The organism is Chryseobacterium takakiae (genome assembly GCF_900129385.1).
Classification (GTDB): Bacteria; Bacteroidota; Bacteroidia; order Flavobacteriales; family Weeksellaceae; genus Chryseobacterium; species Chryseobacterium takakiae.
Map to the genome: position 1 here is coordinate 17,489 of NZ_FQVO01000008.1, position 21,293 is coordinate 38,781.

Genomic DNA, 21,293 nt, shown 5'->3' on the forward strand with positions numbered 1-21,293 from the left:
GTTTCTTCCAAATTTAATTTTTTTTGGCAGAAATTCATTAAAAAACTATGCGAAATTAATTTTTCTCTGAAAAAATGACCTTATAAAGTGAATAAATCATTGCATTCCAGAAAGGAAATGTGAACAAGCCTCCAACGAAAAATAAGGTAAATCCGATATATTTAAAAATCACGGCAACTATGACACAAACAAATATTTCCAGAAAATACATTTTCAAAGCTTTAAAATTCAAAGAAATTGATTCGAGGATTGTTCGGTTCATAAAAAACATCATTGGTGCTACAAAAATTGTAATGCAAACCCAGACAACAGGCAAAATTAAAGTATTGAAGATCATGGCATAGATCAAAAACCAAAAAAGTCCGTATGAAATATATCTGAAGAAATTTGTTCCGTTATAACCCGCCAGTAAATCGCTGATCTGCACCTTTTCATTCAGATCAATCTTTCTGAAAATCTGAAAGAGACCAAGATTTAAAGGATATAGAAAAACCAGCGTTCCCAGTAATGCATAGCTAAAATATCTAGAATTATCCGTTTGTCCAAGTTCCGCAGCTTTTGCCAGATATGCATCCATTCCGTTCTGATAGGCTTCGATAAGCTGTTGTTGCTGCTCCAGTACACCAAACCTTTCAGCAAAGAAAAACATCGATGTGAAAAATATGGCAAAGTAAAGTACTGAAAACATCAGCTGAAAAATCAGTGTCTTATTCCAATAGAAAAATGCCTGCTTCAGTATAAAATCAAGACCCGGTTTCTGTGGATATTTATTTTCCATTTAAAAATTTTGTGCAAAAGTAAACATCAATAATTACTTTTGCGGAATGTTTTCAACGAATCATCAAAAATTTATGGAAATGGATGAACTTTCACTTAATAAAGTTCCCTATTTTTTCATTATCGACTTTCTTGCGCAGAACGTTGAAGTATTTAAAGAAGATAAAATTGAAAAATCTGGTTTATTAATTGATTTTCAAAATTTTTCAAATGTAAAAAAACAACAGCCACTATCTAAAAATATTGAATGGAAATCATTCTCAGAGACGATGGAAAGCTTCAAAGTTGGTTTTGATAAAGTACAGAAGAATATTCACTTCGGAAACTCATACCTGGTAAATTATACCCGAAAAACAAAGATTGAGACAAATTTAACTCTTGAAGAAATTTTTTATCATTCTTCTGCCAAATACAAAGTTTTTTATAAAGATTTTTTTGTATTTTTTTCTCCTGAAACTTTCATAAAGATAATTGACCAAAAAATATTCACTTATCCTATGAAAGGGACGATTGATGCATCGGTGGAAAATGCTGCTGAGGTTTTAAGAAATGACATCAAGGAAAAAGCGGAACACTATACGGTTGTGGATCTTCTCAGGAATGATCTGAGTATGGTTGCTGATGATGTGAAGGTGGACAAATTCCAGTATATTGATTTCATTAAAACCAAGCAGAAGAATCTTTATGCTATGAGTTCTGAAATATCGGGAACTTTAAAGCCTGAATTTGAAGGAAAATTGGGCAGTATCATGAGAAAACTACTTCCCGCAGGTTCTATTTTAGGCGCTCCTAAACCGAAAACCCTGGAAATTATCCTTGATGCAGAAGAATATGACAGAGGTTATTATACCGGAGTATGCGGCTGGTTTGACGGCGAAAACCTGGATAGCTGCGTAATGATCCGTTTTATTGAAAGAGAAAACGATCAGCTGTATTTCAAGAGTGGCGGCGGAATTACCCACATGAGTAAGCTCGAAGACGAGTACGAAGAAATGAAAAATAAAATTTATGTACCAATTCATTGAAAGTATAAAAGTTGAAGATCAGGAAATCTTCTTATTGGAATTACACCAGAAGCGTGTAGATGCAACTTTCGCCCATTTTGGGAAAGAAGGAACAACAATCGACCTGGCTAAAATTTATAAGCACCTGGAACATGACGAGGATGGCCTTTTTAAATTTAGAATTGTGTACGACCTCGACAAAAAGATACGAACCCAGATGATTCCTTACGCCATACCGGAAATTGAAAGCTTTCAGCTGGTGGAAAACAACAGTTTTGACTATTCTTTTAAGTTTGAAGACCGAAAGGAACTTGAAAAAATGAAGATGAAAGCTAAGGCTGAAGAAATCATTATCGTTAAAAACAATCATATTACCGACACCTCTTATTCGAACATCCTTTTCTTAAGGGGAAAAGACTGGTTTACACCCAGTTCCTATCTTCTAAACGGAGTACAAAGGCAGCATCTTTTAAGAAAAAAACAAATAAAAGAGACGGAGATTACACTTCAGAATATCAAAGAATTCTCCCATTTCCAGATCATTAATGCCCTGAATGATATTGATGAAAATTTTATCTATCCCATCGACAGAATCATCAATTTACCCGGAAATGAAGAATATGAAGATATTTAGTTTTCTCTTAAAAAATTGAAATACGCTTTCTGTATATCTGCATTGTTTTTACCGTGCGTATTGACTTCCAATATTTTAGGCTGACTATCCGGTTTGAAGAAATTTTCAAGAACTCGGTCTAAAGTAATTTCATCATCCACTTTTGTATAAGAGAACCCGAAATGCTTTGCCAAAAATTCCGCATTTTTGTGGTGTTTGGTTGCAATAAACTCATCCAGTGTATTCTGATTGGCATTTCCCGGCCCCGGAATAATTTTAAAAATATTTCCTTCACCGTTATTAAAAATCATAATCCTTACAAACGGCGGAATATATTGGTTCCAAAGTCCGTTGGTATCGTAAAAGAAACTGAGATCTCCCGTAATCAATAAAGTAGGGTTTGGATTTTTTATGGCAAATCCCATCGCAGTAGAGGTTGAACCGTCAATTCCGCTTGTTCCTCTGTTACAGTAAATTTTTCTTTTCCCGTAATCAAAAAGCTGAGCATAGCGTATTGCAGAGCTGTTGCTGAAGTGTACATTATAATTTTCAGGAATCATCTGCGAAGTTTTATGGAAAAAATAAAAATCGGAAAAATCTACCGTATTGAGAAACTTCTCATGTTTTGCATCCTTTTTATCCCTCAGCACATCCCATAGATTAAAATATGGACTTGGTTCAAGATTAATAAATTTCAGCAATTTGGAGAAAAAAACTTCTGGCTTTACATCCAATTTTTCTGTCAGTGCAAAATAGGTATCCGGCTGCCATACTTCATCCAGATGCCAGTGCTGTTTTGGGTGTGCTTTCCTCAGAAACTGCTTTACTTTTTTAGAAACTACATTCTGCCCTACCGTAATCAGTAAATCAGGGGCATAGGTTTTAAAATCTTCTTCGGTAAAATTAAAAACATACCGGTCAATATGCCTGAAAAACTTCTCATGATGAAGGTTGGAATTGGCTTCACTTAGTACAACCACAGAATGATTTTTAACGAGTTGGGTAAGCTGATTCTCAAGCTCCGGGCTGTAATCTCTTGTTCCTACCAGAATCATGATTCTCTGGGAAGTATTCCATTCTGCCACTAATGTAGACGGAATTTCATATTCTTTCTGCCTGATTGTTTTTTCCACCGTAGGAAAGGTCGGCAGCTCTGAAACCAGCTCATAAAGAGGCTCTTCCAGAGGAATATTGATATGAACCGGGCCTTGTTTTTCAATACACAGTTCAATGGCTTTTTTTATCGTGTCAAAATTGAGATCTTCCGCATTTTCTTTACCATCCTCCAACAGCTGAAAATCTCCGTAAGAATGCTGATGAAAAAGATTATTCTGCCTGATGGTCTGTCCGTCGAAAATATCCACATAATCCATTGGTCTGTCAGCAGTTAATATCAAAAGTGGAATATTGGAATAAAATGCTTCCGTAACAGCAGGGTAATAATTGGCCGCTGCAGAACCGCTGGTACAGGTAACGGCTACCGGTTTTTTTTCACTCATTGCCATTCCAAGTCCTACAAAAGCAGCACTTCTTTCATCTACGATACTGTAACAGTTGAAGCGGTCTGTTTCGGAAAAATGGATCGCCAAAGGGGCGTTTCTGGATCCCGGGGAAATAATGATGTCTGAAATTCCGTACTGCTGAAGAAGATGCGCCAATATCTGAATACTTCTTTTGGAAGAATATTTTTTCATAGCACAAATTTAATTGATAAATAATTAACTGTAAAAAGATTTTCATTTAAAATCTGTAATTTAGCCATTCGTTAAATTTCTAAAAATGGATAAAATACCTAGTGTAGACCTGCGTGATTTCCTTTCGGGTGACCCGGAACGCAAACAGAAATTTGTAAATGAAATCGGAAAAGCTTATGAAGAAATTGGTTTTGTTGCCTTAAAAGGCCATTTTCTTGATGACAAATTGGTAGATGAATTGTATGGAGAGGTAAAAAACTTTTTTGACCTGCCCACGGAAACGAAACAAAAGTATGAGATTCCGGGAATTGGCGGACAGAGAGGCTATGTAGGATTCGGTAAGGAAACCGCAAAAGGCTTCAAAAAGGGTGACTTAAAAGAATTCTGGCATTTCGGCCAGTATGTATCTGAAGACTCCCAATACAAAGACGAGTATCCTGATAATGTAATTGTTGAGGAACTTCCAAAATTCAATGAAGTTGGGAAGGAAGCTTACCAGATGCTTGAAAAAACAGGGAAATATGTACTGAGAGCGTTGGCTTTGTATCTTGGTCTTGATGAATTTTATTTTGATGATAAAATTGCAGAAGGAAATTCTATTTTAAGGCCTATTCATTACCCTCCTATCACACAGGAACCGGACGACGCAGTGAGAGCTGCTGCGCACGGAGATATCAACCTCATTACATTACTAATGGGTTCTCAGGGAAAAGGGCTTCAGGTTCAGAATCATAAAGGCGAATGGATTGATGCGATTGCAGAACCGGATGAACTGATGATCAATGTAGGCGATATGTTGTCCAGACACACCAATAATAAGCTGAAATCTACCATACACCGGGTAGTAAACCCGCCGAGAGAGTTGTGGGGAACTTCACGATATTCCATCCCATTCTTTATGCATCCTGTAAGTTCGATGTCATTAAATGCATTGGAAAATTGTATTGATGAAAATCATCCTAAATTGTATGAAGATACAACAGCAGGAGAGTTTCTTCACGAGCGATTGATAGAATTAGGACTCATCAAAAAATAATAATAAACCGGGCTTTTGTCCGGTTTTTCTTTAACCTAAATTAAAATATTATAAATTTAAATTCATATAAAAATAATATACCACATATGTTTGACTTATTTATTTTTTAATTATCTTTACATAAATATCAAACTTTTAACTAAAACAATATGAAAAATTTAAAAAAACTAAGCAAAGGCCAATTAAAAAGTATTACAGGAGCAGGCATTACTCTTCCTGAACCGGAATATTGCATGTATGCATGCGGCAACGTCATCATCTGCGCAACGTGCAGTAAAGATTTCAAATGCCCGGTAGATGATACGATGTAATTGAATTCAGAAACATTTTTTCATAAAAGAAGCCGTTCCTTTTAGGAGCGGTTTTTATTAATCAAACAGTCTTAACTGCTGATCTTTCGAGCCTGTAAAATTTTTTGTAGTAAGTTTAGGAAATTCCTTGCCCTCAAAAAATTTCTTTCTTCCGATTTTAAAAGTATTGTGAATCATTTCTGCAATATTCCCTTCCCCTCTCTGCCGGTCAAAAAACTTTTTCTCGCCAAGCTTCCCACCACGCATCGAACGGATTAAATTTAAAACCTTCTGCGCACGATCCGGAAAAGCATTCTCAATCCAGTTTACAAAAACAGGCTCAACGGTGTCGTTGAGTCGTACAAGCGTATACCCGAAACTTTGCGCTCCGGCATCTGAAATTGCTTTTAAAATAGTAAGAGGCTCATCACTGTTCAGTCCAGGGATAATTGGCGCCACCATTATATTAACCGGAATACCATTTTCCGAAAGAATTTCTATAGCTTTTAATTTATTTTTCGCAGAGCTGGTCCGCGGTTCCATTTTTCTTCGCAGCTCCTCGTTGATGGTAGGAATACTTAAGGAAACCGACACAATATTCTGTTCAGCCATCGGCCTTAAAATGTCAAGATCCCGCAGTACCAAAGCGTTCTTCGTGAGGATGTTGACAGGATGCCTGTAATCAAGGCACACCTTCAGCAATTTTCTTGTAATTTCGAACTGCCGTTCTGCAGGCTGATAGCAGTCGGTATTTCCGGAAAGAAGAATCGGTTCGGGATGATAGCCTCTTTTCTGAAAGAATTTTTCCAATAGTTCAGGAGCATTTTTCTTCACCATAATTTTTCTCTCAAAATCAATCCCTGCACTGTATCCCCAATATTCATGAGTAGGTCTTGCAAAACAGTAAGAACAGCCGTGCTCACAACCTTGGTACGGATTCATGGAATATTCCATTGGGAGGTCTTCGCTTTTTACCTGATTTACAATTGTTTTCGGAAACACTTCCGTAAAAGAAGTTTTTACGGTTTCATAATCTTCATCTTCCGGCTCATAGGTATACCTGTCGAAACGGTTGATCACATTTCGCTGGGCGCCTTGTCCTTTTATGATATTTTCATTCTGCATTATTATGTAAAGTTAGATTGGAAATTCTGGAAAATAATCAATTTTAACAATAAAGTTTTCCACAAAAAAATCCGGCTGCCTAATGGTGCCGGATCACAAAATTGGATATATCGTGTTTTATTATTTTAATGCATAAAATTCAATACCGTGATAATCATCCTCTGCATTTCTATTATCAAAATGCCTGTGATAATCAGAATAAGAATCATTGTATTTTTTATCTTTTCTGTCTAGTATTTTTTTAATTCCGATGATACTTAATACTGCCAGAAGACCAACTCCACCTGCCAGTAAAACGCCAACTTCCTTTTTCATATTTCTTGATTTATTATGATGACTATTGCAAAAAGCATACCCAATATAACATGTTAAATATAAATTTTTGTTAATACGATTGATCAATTTATAAAATACCATATTGAGATGATTGGTTTAATTATTGTATCTTAAAAGAAAAATATTATTATGGAAGGCACAGGAAATATTGACAAAATGACAACACTGAGTCAGGTTATGACAAGACTCACACAAAGAGGTATCCACAGAGAGTTCAGAATGAATGATGACTGTGAAATGAAACTGGAAAACTCTGAGAAAGTATATCAGCCAAACGAGCTTACTATCATAAAAACGTACCGTTTCGAAGGACCAAGCAACCCAGATGATAATGCTGTTTTATATGTTGTGAAAGATTTGGATGGAAATTTAGGAATGATGATTGATTCTTATGGTGCGGGAAGCAATTATCCAAAAGAATTTGATAATTTCCTTCGTGAAGTTCCTATACTGGAAAGCGACGAATTTGATTTTGATTAATATAAAAGTCCGGAACTATTCAGTTTCGGATTTTTCTTTTTTCCGCAAGACTCCTTTTAGAAAGCCTTTCTTTTGTTTATCATTTTCTTTTACCTTTTCTGTTTCGGGATTCTTCTTCAAAGCTTGTCCAACTTCTTTGGCAGACGCTTTCATCTCTTTCACATCCTGTTTTACATTTTTTACAGTTGCAGCCGTTTTATCAACCGTTTTCTTGGCCTTGTCAATATTGATTCCTATTAATGTTTTCTTTAGTCCCTGCTCAATTCCTTTCCAGAAAAGATTGAAAAATGATTTGGTAGGATCTCTTTCCACATCTTCCACATCCACGTCTTCCGGAAGCTTTCCGGAATCAGATTTCACCAACAGGTTGGCAACCGCTGTAAGAAAACCTTTTTTCTCACGATTGTCTTTATCCAGAATGGTTACTTTAAGATCTTTATGTTTAAGATTGAATTTCCCGTTCAGTCCTTTGGGATTTCCCCTGAAATTAAAAAGCATTTCCTGAATAGTTCCGGTAGCCGTAACGTGAAGGTAAGGTCTGATAAACGGGTTGATTCCTGTAGCCGGAAGATTGGTTGTTCGCCCCGAAATCGCAAAACGGTCGTTCTGGTCTGCAACATCAAAATTCCAGTTTACCGCAAGCGGCGCCAGATTCATAAAAGAACAGTTGATTTTAATATCAACCCGGGTTGGATTTCCTTTGATTTTGGCAGAATTTAAATTTTTAACATTCATACTAAAATTACTGAAGGTCAATTTACCGGGGCCGGCACTTTCAGGCGTATCTTCTTCGTAGACTAATTTAGAATCTTTAAGGTTAAGATTATTAACAACCATCGGGATTTTTATGGATCTCAGCATTCTTGAATATAATGGCTTTTCCTTCGGATCATCTTCCGGAATTTTACTCCTGAAAATATTGGCATCTGCATTATGGATCATAACATTAGAAGCGCGTATGAGCTTCTGATCAGAAAACAGATCCCAGGTCCCGTTTGCCGTGATCTGACTCGCTTTAATATCATATAAATCGCTTTCTACAGGGATCATTCTGATAAACTGAGCTCTTGATACCAAAGGCTTCATTACAAATGAATTTACATTTACCGTATTTTGATTAAGCTTTAAAGATCCGGCGGTCATATTATAGAACTTGGTCCTATAACCGAAATTTTTAGTTGAAATGCTGTATTTGTTTATTTTTGCTTCAATTCCGGAATTATCTTTTTTGGTAATTAATTGAATATCATTAACCGTAGCATTCAGATCCTCAAAACTAAGCGGCTGATTATTTTTAGAATAAATAATATTTGAATTTTGTAACGCAACTTTTCTGATGATTATTGGAAACTGAATTCCTTTGAAATCCGGTTTTTTATGATTCAAAGACTTTCCTGTTCCTGCGGTGATTTTTCCTTTGACACGGCTCATCAGAATTTCATTGATATCAAGATTCATCTTTTTATCCGTAAAATCCCATTTATTAATCGTAAAACGGACATAATCCGTTACAAGATTCATTGAGGTCTTCTCAGGAGCACTCTCATTCGGAATAACAGAAATATTTTTTATTTCACCTTTTCTAGGATTTATAACAATACTTCCAAATTTAAAATCCTGGTGGTTGGAAAACAATACATCTCTTCCGGAAACCTGGAAATTTTTATATCCTACAGGAATGAGCTCTTCTCTTGTTTCTTTGTCAAATCTAAGCTGATTAACGTCAACGTTAAGATGTTTAGCATATAAAAGCTTATTACCATCAGGTTTCATTATCTGTACGGTAGCATTGCTCATTTTTATATTTTCCAGGTTCATCTCAAAGTCGGAAGGCTTCTTTACCTTAATAGGAATAACATCAGTAGTATAAACCAGGAGATTGGGTTCATAAAAACTTGCATTGGCAAGAGATAGCTTATTCTTTTTCAAAACAAGATCTTTGAACTCCATTTTTTTAATGGCAAACTGGAAAAGCTTATTTTTTTTAGGATAATATTTTTTAAACTGCTCAAAATCCAGTACGGGAACGAGCTGAAAATTGTTAATCGTCATTTGCCCGTCTGATGTTTTAATAGAGTCTATCTTGAGTGCATACACATCATCGGGACGAACGAAGAAATTCTTTCCTTTAATATCATATGTATCAAAAACAACGGGAAGTTTATCTTCCACAGATTCTTCGGTAAGCTGAAGATTTTCCACATACAGATCAAGATCCTGAACTGAAAGAAATTTTTGTTTGGTATGTTTGAAAATACTGATATTCCCATCATTGATCCTAATATTCTCAAATTTTACGGGGTTTCTCTTTTTCCCGGTTTTATCATCAACCGGTTTTGCGAGAATTACGTTGAGATTTGGTTTTGAAAGTAAAAGATCAGATGAACTGATCTGCTTATTGAATACCGCATCATAAATCCCGAAACGGCTTATTTTAAGTGTATCAATGGTGCCTTGAAGCCCTATTACGTTATTGTTTTGGGGATTTTTATTATTGACAGATATTTCCGTCGCAAGAATATTTCCCGAAAGCAAATCTACTTCAAGACTTTTATAGGAAACCTTATAATCGGTATTGTTTTTAATGTAATTGGGAAGTTGAGTCTTAAGCCAGATGTTAAGTCCGAAGTTCGCCAATAAAATGATCACCAACAAAACTCCCAGACCAACCAATAGCTTTTTTACCCACTTTTTCATGTTTACATATTTTGCTTATTTAAATCAGCTCCTGACATTGAGCTCTATAAAATACCCTTCATGGCCTCTTACATTCATGAACTCTCCCCCATCAAAACCGAGATACTGTCCTTTTATACCGGTAAGCTTTCCGGTAAATTCCGGTCTTTTATCAAGCGTAAAGGATGTTACTTTTTCAGGCTTTTCGAAAGGATAATCAAATCTCCAGAGCGTTTCGCCTTCACTGTAAAATTTCTGGAAATCATCAGGAAAATATTCTTTTATTTTCTGCTGGAAATCTGCCAGGTCAATATCATCTTCCAGGTCATCCTGGAGCATTTTTTTCCAGCTGGTTTTATCAGGAACATGCTGTTTGAGAGCAACTTCAATCATCCCTGCTTCATACCGATTCTCGGTTCTCGCAATAGGCAGAGCAAAAGTCGCGCCCTGATCAATCCATCTTGTAGGAATCTGCGTATTTCTTGTCACGCCCACCTTTACTTCTCCCGTATAAGCAAGATACACCGTATGAGGCTGAAGCTGAATTCCCTTTTCTATCTCCAAATCCCGTTCCGCAATTCCGAGATGTGCTGTGGAAAGTTCTGGACGGATGATTGTATCGCTTGCATAAGGACTTTCAAAAAAACAGTTTTTGCAGAAACCCATTCTGTAAATCGGTTTATTTTCCTGGCAGTTCACACATTGAAAACCCGTATGCTTTATCGTTAATTCTTTCCCGAATAATTCATTCATATGAATAAGATCACCGGAAAGATTTAGATAATACTGAATAGGCTCATCATTGAAGCTCGTCATTTTTAAAATTTGTCCCTGAAACTGCATATTGTGTATATTACTTTATAAAGTAAAAGTAATGATTATATTTTCAAAAAATAAATTTATATTTTTGCTCCAATAAAAAGTCACAAATGGTCTATCTTGTAACAGGCGGAAGCGGATTCATTGGTTCTCATCTGGTAGAACAATTATTAAAAAAGGGACATTCTGTCATAAACATTGACAATTTTGATGATTTTTACAATTATCAGATAAAAATTAAGAATACTTTAGATTCAATACAGAATTTTTCGGATTTTGAGTTTGTGGAAAAGCAGGAGGATATTGCAAGACTGATTTCCATGACGAAATCAGAACGATACACCTTATATTACCAGGACATCCGTGATAAGGAAGGACTTGAAAAAATCTTCCGGGAGCATTCTATCGACATGGTAATCCATCTTGCAGCTCTTGCCGGGGTACGTCCTTCCCTCGAAAGACCTTTGGAATACGAAGAAGTGAATATCCGCGGAACCATGAACCTCTGGGAACTCTGCAAAGAATTTAAGGTTAAAAAAGTTGTTGCTGCTTCTTCATCAAGCGTATACGGAAACAATGAAAAAATTCCCTTCGCTGAAACCGACAATGTAGACAATCCTATTTCTCCCTATGCAGCAACTAAAAAATGCGGTGAAATCTTAGGTCACGTGTATCATGATTTATATAAAATCGACATGATCCAGCTGCGTTTTTTCACGGTGTATGGCCCCAGACAAAGACCGGATCTTGCCATTCATAAATTCACAAAATTAATCTCAGAAGATCAGGAAGTCCCTTTCTACGGTGATGGTACAACAGCAAGAGATTATACTTTCATTGATGATATTATTGACGGAATATTGAAGTCAGTTCATTATTTAGAAACCCATTCCGATATCTATGAAATTATTAATCTCGGCGAAAGTGAAGTGATTACTCTTAATGAAATGCTGTCTGCTATAGAACAGACTTTAGGAAAATCTGCCATCCGAAAAAATCTGCCAATGCAGCCCGGAGATGTACTGAAAACCAACGCAGATATTACAAAAGCTATGACATTAATCGGCTATAAACCTGACACCAACTTCCAAAATGGCATAAAAATTTTTGTGGAATGGTTTTTGAGAAAATGACTGCAAACAGGCTGACATCACACCAGAACAAAGGTTTGTGATTCACCATGAACAAAAATTAATAAAAAGAATTGAAAATCAGGTGTAAAAAAGCATATAATATAAGCTATTTTTATACTTTTGCAAAAAAATTAGAAAATTATGTACTGGACATTAGAATTAGCCTCATATTTAAGTGACGCACCTTGGCCAATGACAAAAGCAGAGCTTATTGATTACGCAATCAGAACTGGTGCACCTATGGAAGTAGTGGAAAACCTTCAGGCAATTGAAGATGAAGGAGAGATTTACGAATCTATTGAAGAAGTTTGGAGTGATTATCCTACCGATGAAGACTTCCTTTGGAACGAAGACGAATATTAATTAAAAGCAATCAGGCTTTAGGCATCGCTTAGAGCTTTTTTGCCCTTTTTTATACATCAATTTTACACGAAAAGCGTGTTATTTAAAACGCTTAAAGCATACGCTTTAGGCATAAAGCAAAAAATTTATGAGTTTTTTAAACAAAGTTCTTAAAGGGTTTTTGGGAGACAAAAAAGCGCAGGACCTAAAAGAAGTAAAAAAAGTTGTAACAAAAATCAAAGCTGTTGAGCCTACTATTCAACAGTTGTCTGACGATGGCCTGAGAGAAAAAACTGCTGAATTTAAAGAGAGCATTAAATCTGCAACCGGCAAAATCACAGCTCAGATAGAACAGATACAAGAGCAGATAAAAAATTCGAAAAACGTTGACGAAAAAGAAGCGCTTTTTTCAAAAATTGAGGCTCTAAAAAAGGAATCATACGACATTGAGGAAAAAGTCCTCAGCCAGATTCTTCCTGAAGCTTTTGCTTTAGTAAAAGAAACAGCAAGAAGATGGGCACAAAACGGAGAAATCCGTGTAACTGCAACCGACTGGGACAGACAACTGGCTGCAACAGGTAAAGATTTCCTTGAAATCCAGGGAGATCAGGCGGTTTGGAAAAACTCATGGAATGCTGCCGGAACTCAGGTAAACTGGGATATGGTACACTATGATGTACAGTTTATCGGAGGGGTAATTCTTCACAGCGGTAAAATTGCCGAAATGGCAACCGGGGAAGGTAAAACCTTAGTAGGAACACTTCCTATTTTCTTAAACGCACTTCCGGGAAGAGGAGTTCATGTGGTAACAGTAAACGATTATCTTGCCAAAAGAGACTCGGCCTGGATGGGACCACTGTACCAATTCCACGGAATGTCAATCGACTGTATCGACAATCATCAGCCGAATTCAGACGGAAGAAGAAAAGCCTACAATTCCGATATTACTTACGGTACCAATAACGAATTCGGATTCGATTACCTGAGAGATAACATGGTAACTTCTCCTTCAGAGCTTGTACAAAGAGAACTGAACTTTGCCATTGTCGATGAGGTTGACTCCGTATTGGTAGATGACGCAAGAACGCCGCTCATTATCTCCGGTCCCGTTCCTCAGGGAGACAGACAGGAATTTGATGTGCTGAAACCGTCTATCGACAGAATTGTTGAAGTTCAGAAAAAAACCGTTTCTGCCATTTTTAATGAAGCGAAGAAACTAATAGCTGCAGGAAATACTAAAGAAGGAGGATTCAAATTGCTTCAGGCTTACAGAGGACTTCCTAAAAGCAGACAATTAATTAAATTTTTATCAGAAAGCGGAAACCGCGCATTGCTTCAGAAAGTGGAAGCACAATATATGCAGGACAACAACCGTGATATGCCGATTGTAGATAAAGATTTATATTTCGTAATCGAGGAAAAGAACAATCAGGTAGATCTTACTGACAAAGGTGTTGAGTACATGTCGCAGGGTAACTCTGATCCTAATTTCTTCGTTCTTCCTGATATAGGAACGGAAATCGCAGAGCTGGAAGCTAAAAATCTTTCAAAAGAAGAAGAGTTCGAGGCTAAAGAAAAATTATTCTCCGAATTTGCCGAAAAATCCGAAAGGGTTCACACAATGAGCCAATTGCTTAAAGCCTATACCTTATTTGAAAAAGATGATGAATATGTGGTAATTGACGGTGAGGTAAAAATCGTTGATGAGCAGACTGGCCGTATCATGGAAGGAAGACGTTATTCAGATGGTCTTCACCAGGCGATCGAAGCAAAAGAAAACGTAAAAATCGAAGCGGCTACACAAACGTTTGCCACCATTACCCTTCAGAACTATTTCCGTATGTACAACAAGCTTGCGGGGATGACGGGTACTGCTGAAACGGAAGCAGGTGAGCTTTGGGAAATTTATAAATTAGACGTTGTGGTAATTCCTACCAACCGTCCGATTTTAAGACATGATAAACAGGATCTGGTTTACAAAACCAACCGTGAAAAATACAATGCCGTCATTGAAGAAATTGAAAAACTTACTGCTGCCGGAAGACCAGTGTTGGTTGGTACAACTTCGGTTGAGATTTCTCAGTTATTATCAAAAGCACTCCAATTGAGAAAAATCCCGCATCAGGTATTGAATGCGAAACTTCACAAAAAGGAGGCAGAGATTGTTGCAGGAGCTGGACAGCCGGGCGTGGTAACCATTGCTACAAACATGGCCGGACGTGGTACGGATATTAAGCTGACTAAAGAAGTAAAAGAAGCAGGAGGTTTGGCGATTATCGGTACGGAAAGACATGATTCAAGACGTGTTGACAGACAGCTGAGAGGTAGAGCGGGACGTCAGGGAGACCCGGGAAGTTCACAGTTCTATGTATCTCTTGAAGATAACTTAATGCGTCTTTTCGGCTCTGAAAGAATTGCTAAAATGATGGACAGAATGGGTCACAAAGAAGGTGAAGTGATTCAGCATTCAATGATCTCTAAATCTATCGAAAGAGCGCAGAAAAAAGTAGAAGAAAACAACTTCGGGACAAGAAAGAGACTTCTTGAATACGATGACGTAATGAACAAACAGCGTGATGTAATCTACAAGAGAAGAAAGAATGCATTATTCGGAGATCACCTGAAGTACGATATCACGAATATGATTTTTGATGTTGCCAACTCCATCGTTGCTAAAGGTAAAGCTTCAGGTAGCTATAAAGATTTCGAATACGAGATCATCAAAACATTCACGATGGAATCTCCTGTTTCCGAAAATGATTTCAAGAGCAAAAGCATTCAGGATTTAACCAATATCCTTTTCAAAGCTGCTCAGGAAGATTATCAGATGAAATTGAATTTACTGAAAGAAAAATCTTTCCCGATTATTGAAAATGTATATCAAAATCAGGGGTCAATGTTCAAAATGATTCAGGTTCCTTTCACAGATGGCCACAAAACAATGACCATTGTTACCGATCTTAAAGAAGCTTACGAAACGCAATGCGACAGCTTGATCAACGATTTTGAGAAAAATATTACTTTATCAATCATTGATGAAAACTGGAAGCTTCACCTTCGTGAGATGGATGATTTAAGAAGATCTTCCCAGGGTGCTGTTTATGAGCAGAAAGATCCGCTGGTAATCTACAAGCAAGAATCTTTCCACTTATTCAGTGAAATGATCGACAAATTAAATAAAGAAATTATTTCATTCTTATACAAAGGAGAAATTCCAGCTTAAGAAAAATAATTTAATATACAAAAGCCGCTTCAGAATTGCATGGAGCGGCTTTTATTATTTGCTGTATATTAATATTATGATAAATATCAACTCGATTATTTATTTAGAATAATTAAAAACAATATATTTGCAAAAAATTTGAGTTTCATGAAAAATGTACTGATCTGCGCTTCGCTGTTAGGTTCTATGCTAACTTTTGCCCAGGAAAACGATACGATTAAGTCGAATAATATTGACGAGGTTATTGTAACGGGTTATATTACCAAAAACAGTGAATCGGCTAATAAAATGCCTCTAAAAGACATTGAAAATCCACAGGTATACAATACCGTAAATAAAAATGTCATTAAGGAACAGGTTGCAACCAATATTAATGATGCTTTAAAAAACGTAACAGGTATAGCAAGACTATGGGAATCCACAGGGAGAGGCAATGATGGTGGAGAATATTATACCATGAGAGGTTTTTCTTTACAGCCAACATTGCTAAACGGAATGCCTTCATTTAATAATGGAACTATTGATCCGGCTGGAATTGAAACAATAGAAGCCATAAAAGGACCTTCCGGGACATTATACGGAGGAAGCGTGATCTCTTACGGAGGTTTATTAAATGTTGTTACCAAAAGACCATACAATTATTTAGGAGGTGAAATTGGATATGTATTAGGAGGATATGGTTTAAACAGAGTTACAGCAGATGTCAATACTCCCATTGGAAAAAATTTATATGCAAGGATAAATGCGGCCTATCAAAAACAGAATTCTTTTCAGGATGCAGGTTCCTATGAATCAATTTATGTAGCACCTTCAGTAAAATACATTGTCAATGACCGGTTGACATTTACAGTAAATACTGAAATAAAGAAATCAGACGCTGTAAATGCTCCAATGATCTTTTTAAGCAGATACAGCCCACTTTCATTTAATTCAATTGATTTGTTTGAACAGAACTATAAAAAGTCATATACAAGCAATGATTTAAGTATTAAAAATACAACGTTTAACATCCAGGCGCAGGCCAATTACAAAATTTCAGATAATTGGACTTCCCAAACCATTGTTTCAAGAGGAAATACAAAAACGGACGGATACAACCAATACTTATGGGATTCTGCAAATGGTGACGAATTCACAAGATACATTTCAAAATTAGGTGGAGAAACCAACACAACAGGAATCCAGCAAAATTTCGTTGGAAACTTCAATATCGGAAAAGTTAAGAATAAGCTTTTATTTGGTTTAGATTATTTCCAAAGACAATTCTTATTAGGCGGTACAGGATGGGCAGGATTCGGAACGGTTTCTTTAGTTAACCAGACAGATACTAAGGCTGGAGAATTAAACCAGGCTGCGGTCAACACTGCATTGGCATCCACCCAAAATGCAATCGGTACCATGGAAACAAAAATATACAGTGCTTATATTTCAGATGTTGTATATATTCTTCCTAACTTATCTGCGATGCTTAGCGCAAGGGTTGACCATTTTACAGGAAACCCAACCGCATATGCCGTTGAAGAGTCAAAAGCAACAACTACTTTCTCTCCAAAATTAGGATTGGTATACCAGCCTATTCAGGATAAATTATCAATTTTCGCCAATTACATGAATGGCTTCCAAAATGTTGAACCCGTTCAGAATGTAGCTTCAGACGGAAGCAAGTATTTTGCTTATTTCGATCCCGAACATGCCAATCAGTGGGAAGTTGGGACAAAAGCAAGCTTGGTTAAAGATAAATTATCAATTACGGCAAGTTATTACAATATTAAAGTTAAGGACAAAGTAATGCCGGATCCTGCGAATGCCCAAAACAGTATCCAGGGAGGAGAAGTGGAAAGTAAAGGTTTCGAAGTAAGCGCTGTTGGAAGTCCTGTTAATGGCCTGAATATTATTGCCGGATTTAGCCACAATGACAGTGAAGTTACAGTGGGAGACCCTACTTATGTTGGATACCGTCCGGAAGAAGCAGGCCCTAAAAATCTTTTCAATTTCTGGGCAAACTATAAAATACAGGAAGGAGCGCTAAGAAATGTAGGAATTGGTTTCGGAGCCAATTCTGCCAGTGAGCATTATACTTTAAACAGGGCTTCAATAGGAACATTCGCTATCCCGAGTTATGCAGTTTTCAATGCTGCCCTTTCATATAATGAAGATAAATATAGTGTAATTCTGAAGCTGGATAATATTGCCAATAAAAAATATTTCTCAGGCTGGTCCACAGTAACACCACAACGATTAAGAACCGTATCATTAAGCTTAAGTTACAGATTCTAAAAATTTAAAGTTAACCCCATCGAGGGTTAACTTTTATTATGAGGAAGAAACATCATCATAAAAAGAAACCTTCATTTATAAAAAAATGGTCTGACAAACTGCACTTATGGTTGGGCTTGTCCGTTGGGATTATTGTTTTCATTGTTTCGCTGTCGGGAACCCTGTATGTTTTTAAGGATGAAATTCAGGATGTGCTTAGAAAAGATGTTATTTATGTAAAAGCTGAAACAATTACGCATCAACCACTTTCTATTGAAGTTCTGAAGGAAAAAGTTTCTCTGGAACTCAATGAAAAGTTTCCGGTCAGTTCTGTTGAAATTCCTTTAGATAAAAACAAATCTTACGAATTTTTATACTACGAAAAATATAAAAATGCATGGAATTATTTTGATGAGGTAAAGATCAATAAACTGGTATATGTAAATCCATATAACGGTGAGATTCTGGGTGTTTACAATGAAAAATACGACATATTTCCAATCCTGAAATCCATACACTGGAGTTTATTACTAAAAGCAGACTGGGGCAAATATGTTGTGGGAATCCCTGTTGTACTCTTTATCATCATGCTCATTACAGGAATCATTCTTTGGTGGCCTAAAAATAAAGCAGCAAGAAAAGGTCGGTTCCGATTCAACTGGAAAGATATTACCACATGGAAAAGAAAGAACTATGATCTCCACAATATTTTAGGATTTTATGCTTCATTCGTTGCTTTGATATTAAGTTTATCCGGTATTTACTTTTCTTTTCCGTGGGTTAAAAATGCTATCAACTTTTCATTATCCGGATCAGCAGAACTTCCCAAAGAAAAAGAAATTAAGTCTCACGGCACGTTATCATCTGTCAACAGATCTGTTTACGATCTTACTGCAGAAGAGACGAAAAAGTTATACGCTTCTTCATCAAGCTTCAGAATTCCGCTGAACGGAAAAAATAAAAAAGGAAAAGCGCTAAAAAACATTCCGGTTACCGTCTACGGAGAAAACGGAAGATTTGCCATCCGGAGCCAGGTTGTTTTTGACAAATATTCAGGAAAACTATTGATGAATAAACCTCATCAGCAATTAACCAACGCCGAAAAATACGCCAATGCCAATTATGACATCCATACCGGATCATACTTCGGTATCTTAGGGAAAATTATCTGGTTTATCACCGGTTTGATATGCACTTCGCTTCCCGTCACCGGATTTTTAATATGGCTGGCTAAAAAAAAGAAAAAAGGAATTAGAAAAATATCATGAAAAAGACCATTCTGGCAGTTGCTGCATTAGCCTCTGCAACGATTTTCGCACAGCAGAACGATACCGTACAGGTAAAAGATGTAGATGAAGTTGTCATGACCGCTTCAAGGAAAAAGGAAAGCATTAAGGAAATTCCGGGGTCTGTAACAATTGTTAATCAAAAGCAGATCCAGTCACAATTAACGGTAAATTCTGATATTACAAGCATTCTACAATACACAGTTCCGAGTTTGGCAACGAGTTCCGGACAGACTTCCAACACTGGACAAACCTTAAGAGGACGCCAGGTTTTGGTGCTGATTGACGGTATTCCGCAATCTACACCGCTTCGTAACGGCGCACGAGATCTTAGAGTCATTGACCCTTCCGTTATTGAAAGAATCGAAGTGATTAAAGGCGCTTCATCCATCTATGGAAACGGTGCAGACGGCGGTATTATCAATTACATTACGAGAAAAAACAACGGAGATAAGAAAGTCTCAGGAATTTCGCAGGCTGGTATTACAGGTCAGCCTTATGGTGGAACATTAGGATTCAGGGCAAGCCAGCTTTTATCCGGAAAAATTACCAAAAACTTTGATTATGTGGCTTCCTTCGCTTATGAAAGAACCGGCTACATGAAAGATGCAGAAGGGATAAACCTTAGTCCAACTTACAGCACCGCGAAAATGGATAATTACAACGGAATGCTGAAACTGGGATACAATTTTAACGAGAATAACAGGATTGAAGCCTCTTATATCGGATATGCCTCAAAATCGGATCTTAATTTAGGTCTTAAAACCGGAAAATACGGATTTATTCCAACCATTGGAGAAGGCCAGGGAAAAGGACTGGAAACCACACCGCAGGGAACACCCAGAAATCACAACGTGAAACTGAGCTATGACAATAAAAAAATCTGGCAGGGAACTTCACTAAACGTAAATCTATATCTTCAGGATTTCAGAACAGTGTACGGATACAGTGACACTTTCTTCAATGGCGGACAATCGAATGTCATTTCAAAAAAATACGGCGCAAGAGCCAATTTTGACACCCAACTCTGGAACGCAATTCATTCCCAGGCGGAAATGATTTACGGTATTGATGTTCTGAATGACCAGACGGTTCAGAAACTGGAAGACGGCCGTTACTGGACACCGGATATGAATATGACGAATATTGCTCCTTTTATGTTGATTAAAATTGATCTCATGAAAAAATTAACCATTAAAGGAGGGCTTCGTTATGAAAACATTCAAGTAAAAGTCGGCGATTTCAATACCCTGTCAACCATTAAAAATGACGGAACCTTCACCCAAAGTATTTTTGTAAAAGGCGGAGATCTTGAATACAATGCATTGGTAGGAAACGTAGGAGTTCGTTACAATATCAACCCGGCAATCAATATTTTCGGGAGTTTCTCACAGTCCTATTCCATTAATGAATTAGGAAGAATTTTAAGAACCTCAACTTCGGAAACCATCAATAATCTTGAAACAAAACCCATTATCGTCAACAATTATGAATTGGGAGCAACAGGACAAATTACAAAATGGCTCAATTATGAACTCACTTCTTATGTAAGCACTTCAAAACTGGGGGCAACTTTCATTCAAAGTCCGGATCGTGCGTTGACCATTCAGAGAGCTCCTGAAGTTGTATATGGCGTGGAAGGATTCCTACATTTTTCTCCAACAAGATGGATCAATTTTGGAGGAAGCTATAGCTGGATGGAAGGCATAACTTCTCCTAAAGATGATGGAGACTACTCTACCAAAATTAATAACAGTAGAATTTCCGCGCCTAAAGTTTTGGCTTATATTCAGGCAAGACCCATTGAAAAAATATCCGTAGGAATGGATATGCTTTATGCTTTTGAGCAGGACAGATTTCAGCCTAATGCTAAAACCGGACTGTTTGTGTACGGCGAAGGAAGAGTTCCCGCATATACTATTTTCAACTTTAAATCCAGCTATGATCTCAACAAAAACTGGAAACTGTCATTAGGAATCGAAAACCTATTTAACAAAATGTACCAGCCGGCAATTGCATGGTGGGCAGCAAGGGACAGTGATTTTACCAATGCTCCGGGAATGAGGGGCACATTCATCATTGAATATAAATTTTAATCTGATTCTGATTTACATTAAAACAAAGCGTTTCACTTTTAAATATTAGTGAAACGTTTTTATTTAGATTTAGTTAAAAACCTGATGAAAATCCTTAATTGTAAATA

The 21,293-nt window shown here is 36.9% G+C and carries 17 protein-coding genes; 11 read left to right on the forward strand and 6 right to left on the reverse strand.

What is annotated here, in order from left to right:
* Window positions 1-55 precede the first annotated feature (55 nt).
* Window positions 56-778, reverse strand: a complete 723-nt coding sequence (locus tag BUA76_RS11145; RefSeq protein ID WP_072884888.1) for a hypothetical protein — start codon at window positions 776-778, stop codon at window positions 56-58.
* 46 nt (window positions 779-824) lie between these two features.
* Here BUA76_RS11145 and BUA76_RS11150 point away from each other — a divergent pair, with 46 nt between their 5' ends.
* Together BUA76_RS11150 and BUA76_RS11155 are read left to right on the forward strand one after the other, a co-directional pair.
* On the forward strand, window positions 825-1,802 hold the full coding sequence (locus BUA76_RS11150) for an aminodeoxychorismate synthase component I (protein WP_072884889.1): 978 nt from the start codon (window positions 825-827) through the stop codon (window positions 1,800-1,802).
* The gene (locus BUA76_RS11155) at window positions 1,786-2,415 is read left to right on the forward strand and encodes an aminotransferase class IV (RefSeq protein WP_072884890.1); all 630 of its coding nucleotides are present in this window, start codon (window positions 1,786-1,788) and stop codon (window positions 2,413-2,415) included. The genes BUA76_RS11150 and BUA76_RS11155 overlap by 17 nt, the downstream gene beginning before the upstream one ends.
* Here the strand turns inward: BUA76_RS11155 and menD are convergent.
* Window positions 2,412-4,088 (reverse strand): 2-succinyl-5-enolpyruvyl-6-hydroxy-3-cyclohexene-1-carboxylic-acid synthase, encoded by a 1,677-nt coding sequence (gene menD / locus BUA76_RS11160; protein ID WP_072884891.1) that lies wholly within the window; start codon window positions 4,086-4,088, stop codon window positions 2,412-2,414. The genes BUA76_RS11155 and menD overlap by 4 nt on opposite strands.
* A gap of 85 nt (window positions 4,089-4,173) precedes the next feature.
* Between menD and BUA76_RS11165 the strand changes: the two genes are divergently transcribed.
* Complete coding sequence (locus tag BUA76_RS11165) at window positions 4,174-5,124, forward strand: isopenicillin N synthase family dioxygenase (RefSeq protein WP_072884892.1); 951 nt, start codon at window positions 4,174-4,176, stop codon at window positions 5,122-5,124.
* Window positions 5,125-5,273: 149 nt separating this feature from the next.
* Window positions 5,274-5,435, forward strand: a complete 162-nt coding sequence (locus tag BUA76_RS19270) for a bacteriocin-like protein (RefSeq protein ID WP_178337333.1) — start codon at window positions 5,274-5,276, stop codon at window positions 5,433-5,435.
* A gap of 57 nt (window positions 5,436-5,492) precedes the next feature.
* On the opposite strand, the gene BUA76_RS11170 is transcribed toward BUA76_RS19270, so the two are convergent.
* Entirely contained in the window at window positions 5,493-6,539 is a 1,047-nt protein-coding gene (locus BUA76_RS11170; protein WP_072884893.1) for a PA0069 family radical SAM protein, read from the reverse strand.
* A 120-nt stretch (window positions 6,540-6,659) separates the two neighbouring features.
* Window positions 6,660-6,854, reverse strand: a complete 195-nt coding sequence (locus BUA76_RS11175; protein ID WP_072884894.1) for a hypothetical protein — start codon at window positions 6,852-6,854, stop codon at window positions 6,660-6,662.
* Between the two features lie 150 nt (window positions 6,855-7,004).
* Here BUA76_RS11175 and BUA76_RS11180 point away from each other — a divergent pair, with 150 nt between their 5' ends.
* Window positions 7,005-7,355 carry a hypothetical protein gene (locus BUA76_RS11180; RefSeq protein WP_072884895.1) on the forward strand — a complete coding sequence of 117 codons (351 nt, stop codon included), beginning with the start codon at window positions 7,005-7,007 and terminating at the stop codon, window positions 7,353-7,355.
* A 15-nt stretch (window positions 7,356-7,370) separates the two neighbouring features.
* Here the strand turns inward: BUA76_RS11180 and BUA76_RS11185 are convergent, their stop codons facing one another.
* Window positions 7,371-10,052, reverse strand: a complete 2,682-nt coding sequence (locus BUA76_RS11185) for a hypothetical protein (RefSeq protein WP_072884896.1) — start codon at window positions 10,050-10,052, stop codon at window positions 7,371-7,373.
* A gap of 24 nt (window positions 10,053-10,076) precedes the next feature.
* Window positions 10,077-10,874: a DUF2797 domain-containing protein gene (locus BUA76_RS11190; RefSeq protein ID WP_072884897.1), complete on the reverse strand. Its 798-nt coding sequence runs from the start codon at window positions 10,872-10,874 to the stop codon at window positions 10,077-10,079.
* 86 nt (window positions 10,875-10,960) lie between these two features.
* Between BUA76_RS11190 and BUA76_RS11195 the strand changes: the two genes are divergently transcribed.
* The 6 genes from BUA76_RS11195 to BUA76_RS11220 all read left to right on the forward strand — a co-directional run bounded on the left by BUA76_RS11195 (window position 10,961) and on the right by BUA76_RS11220 (window position 21,186).
* Window positions 10,961-11,983: a GDP-mannose 4,6-dehydratase gene (locus BUA76_RS11195; protein ID WP_072884898.1), complete on the forward strand. Its 1,023-nt coding sequence runs from the start codon at window positions 10,961-10,963 to the stop codon at window positions 11,981-11,983.
* Window positions 11,984-12,124: 141 nt separating this feature from the next.
* Window positions 12,125-12,346, forward strand: coding sequence for a DUF2795 domain-containing protein (locus BUA76_RS11200; RefSeq protein WP_002662059.1), 222 nt, complete (start codon window positions 12,125-12,127; stop codon window positions 12,344-12,346).
* 127 nt (window positions 12,347-12,473) lie between these two features.
* Complete coding sequence (secA, locus tag BUA76_RS11205) at window positions 12,474-15,548, forward strand: preprotein translocase subunit SecA (RefSeq protein ID WP_072884899.1); 3,075 nt, start codon at window positions 12,474-12,476, stop codon at window positions 15,546-15,548.
* 147 nt (window positions 15,549-15,695) lie between these two features.
* Complete coding sequence (locus tag BUA76_RS11210) at window positions 15,696-17,825, forward strand: TonB-dependent siderophore receptor (protein ID WP_072884900.1); 2,130 nt, start codon at window positions 15,696-15,698, stop codon at window positions 17,823-17,825.
* 38 nt (window positions 17,826-17,863) lie between these two features.
* Complete coding sequence (locus tag BUA76_RS11215) at window positions 17,864-19,072, forward strand: PepSY-associated TM helix domain-containing protein (RefSeq protein ID WP_072884901.1); 1,209 nt, start codon at window positions 17,864-17,866, stop codon at window positions 19,070-19,072.
* On the forward strand, window positions 19,069-21,186 hold the full coding sequence (locus BUA76_RS11220; protein ID WP_072884902.1) for a TonB-dependent receptor: 2,118 nt from the start codon (window positions 19,069-19,071) through the stop codon (window positions 21,184-21,186). The genes BUA76_RS11215 and BUA76_RS11220 overlap by 4 nt, the downstream gene beginning before the upstream one ends.
* Window positions 21,187-21,293: the final 107 nt, after the last annotated feature.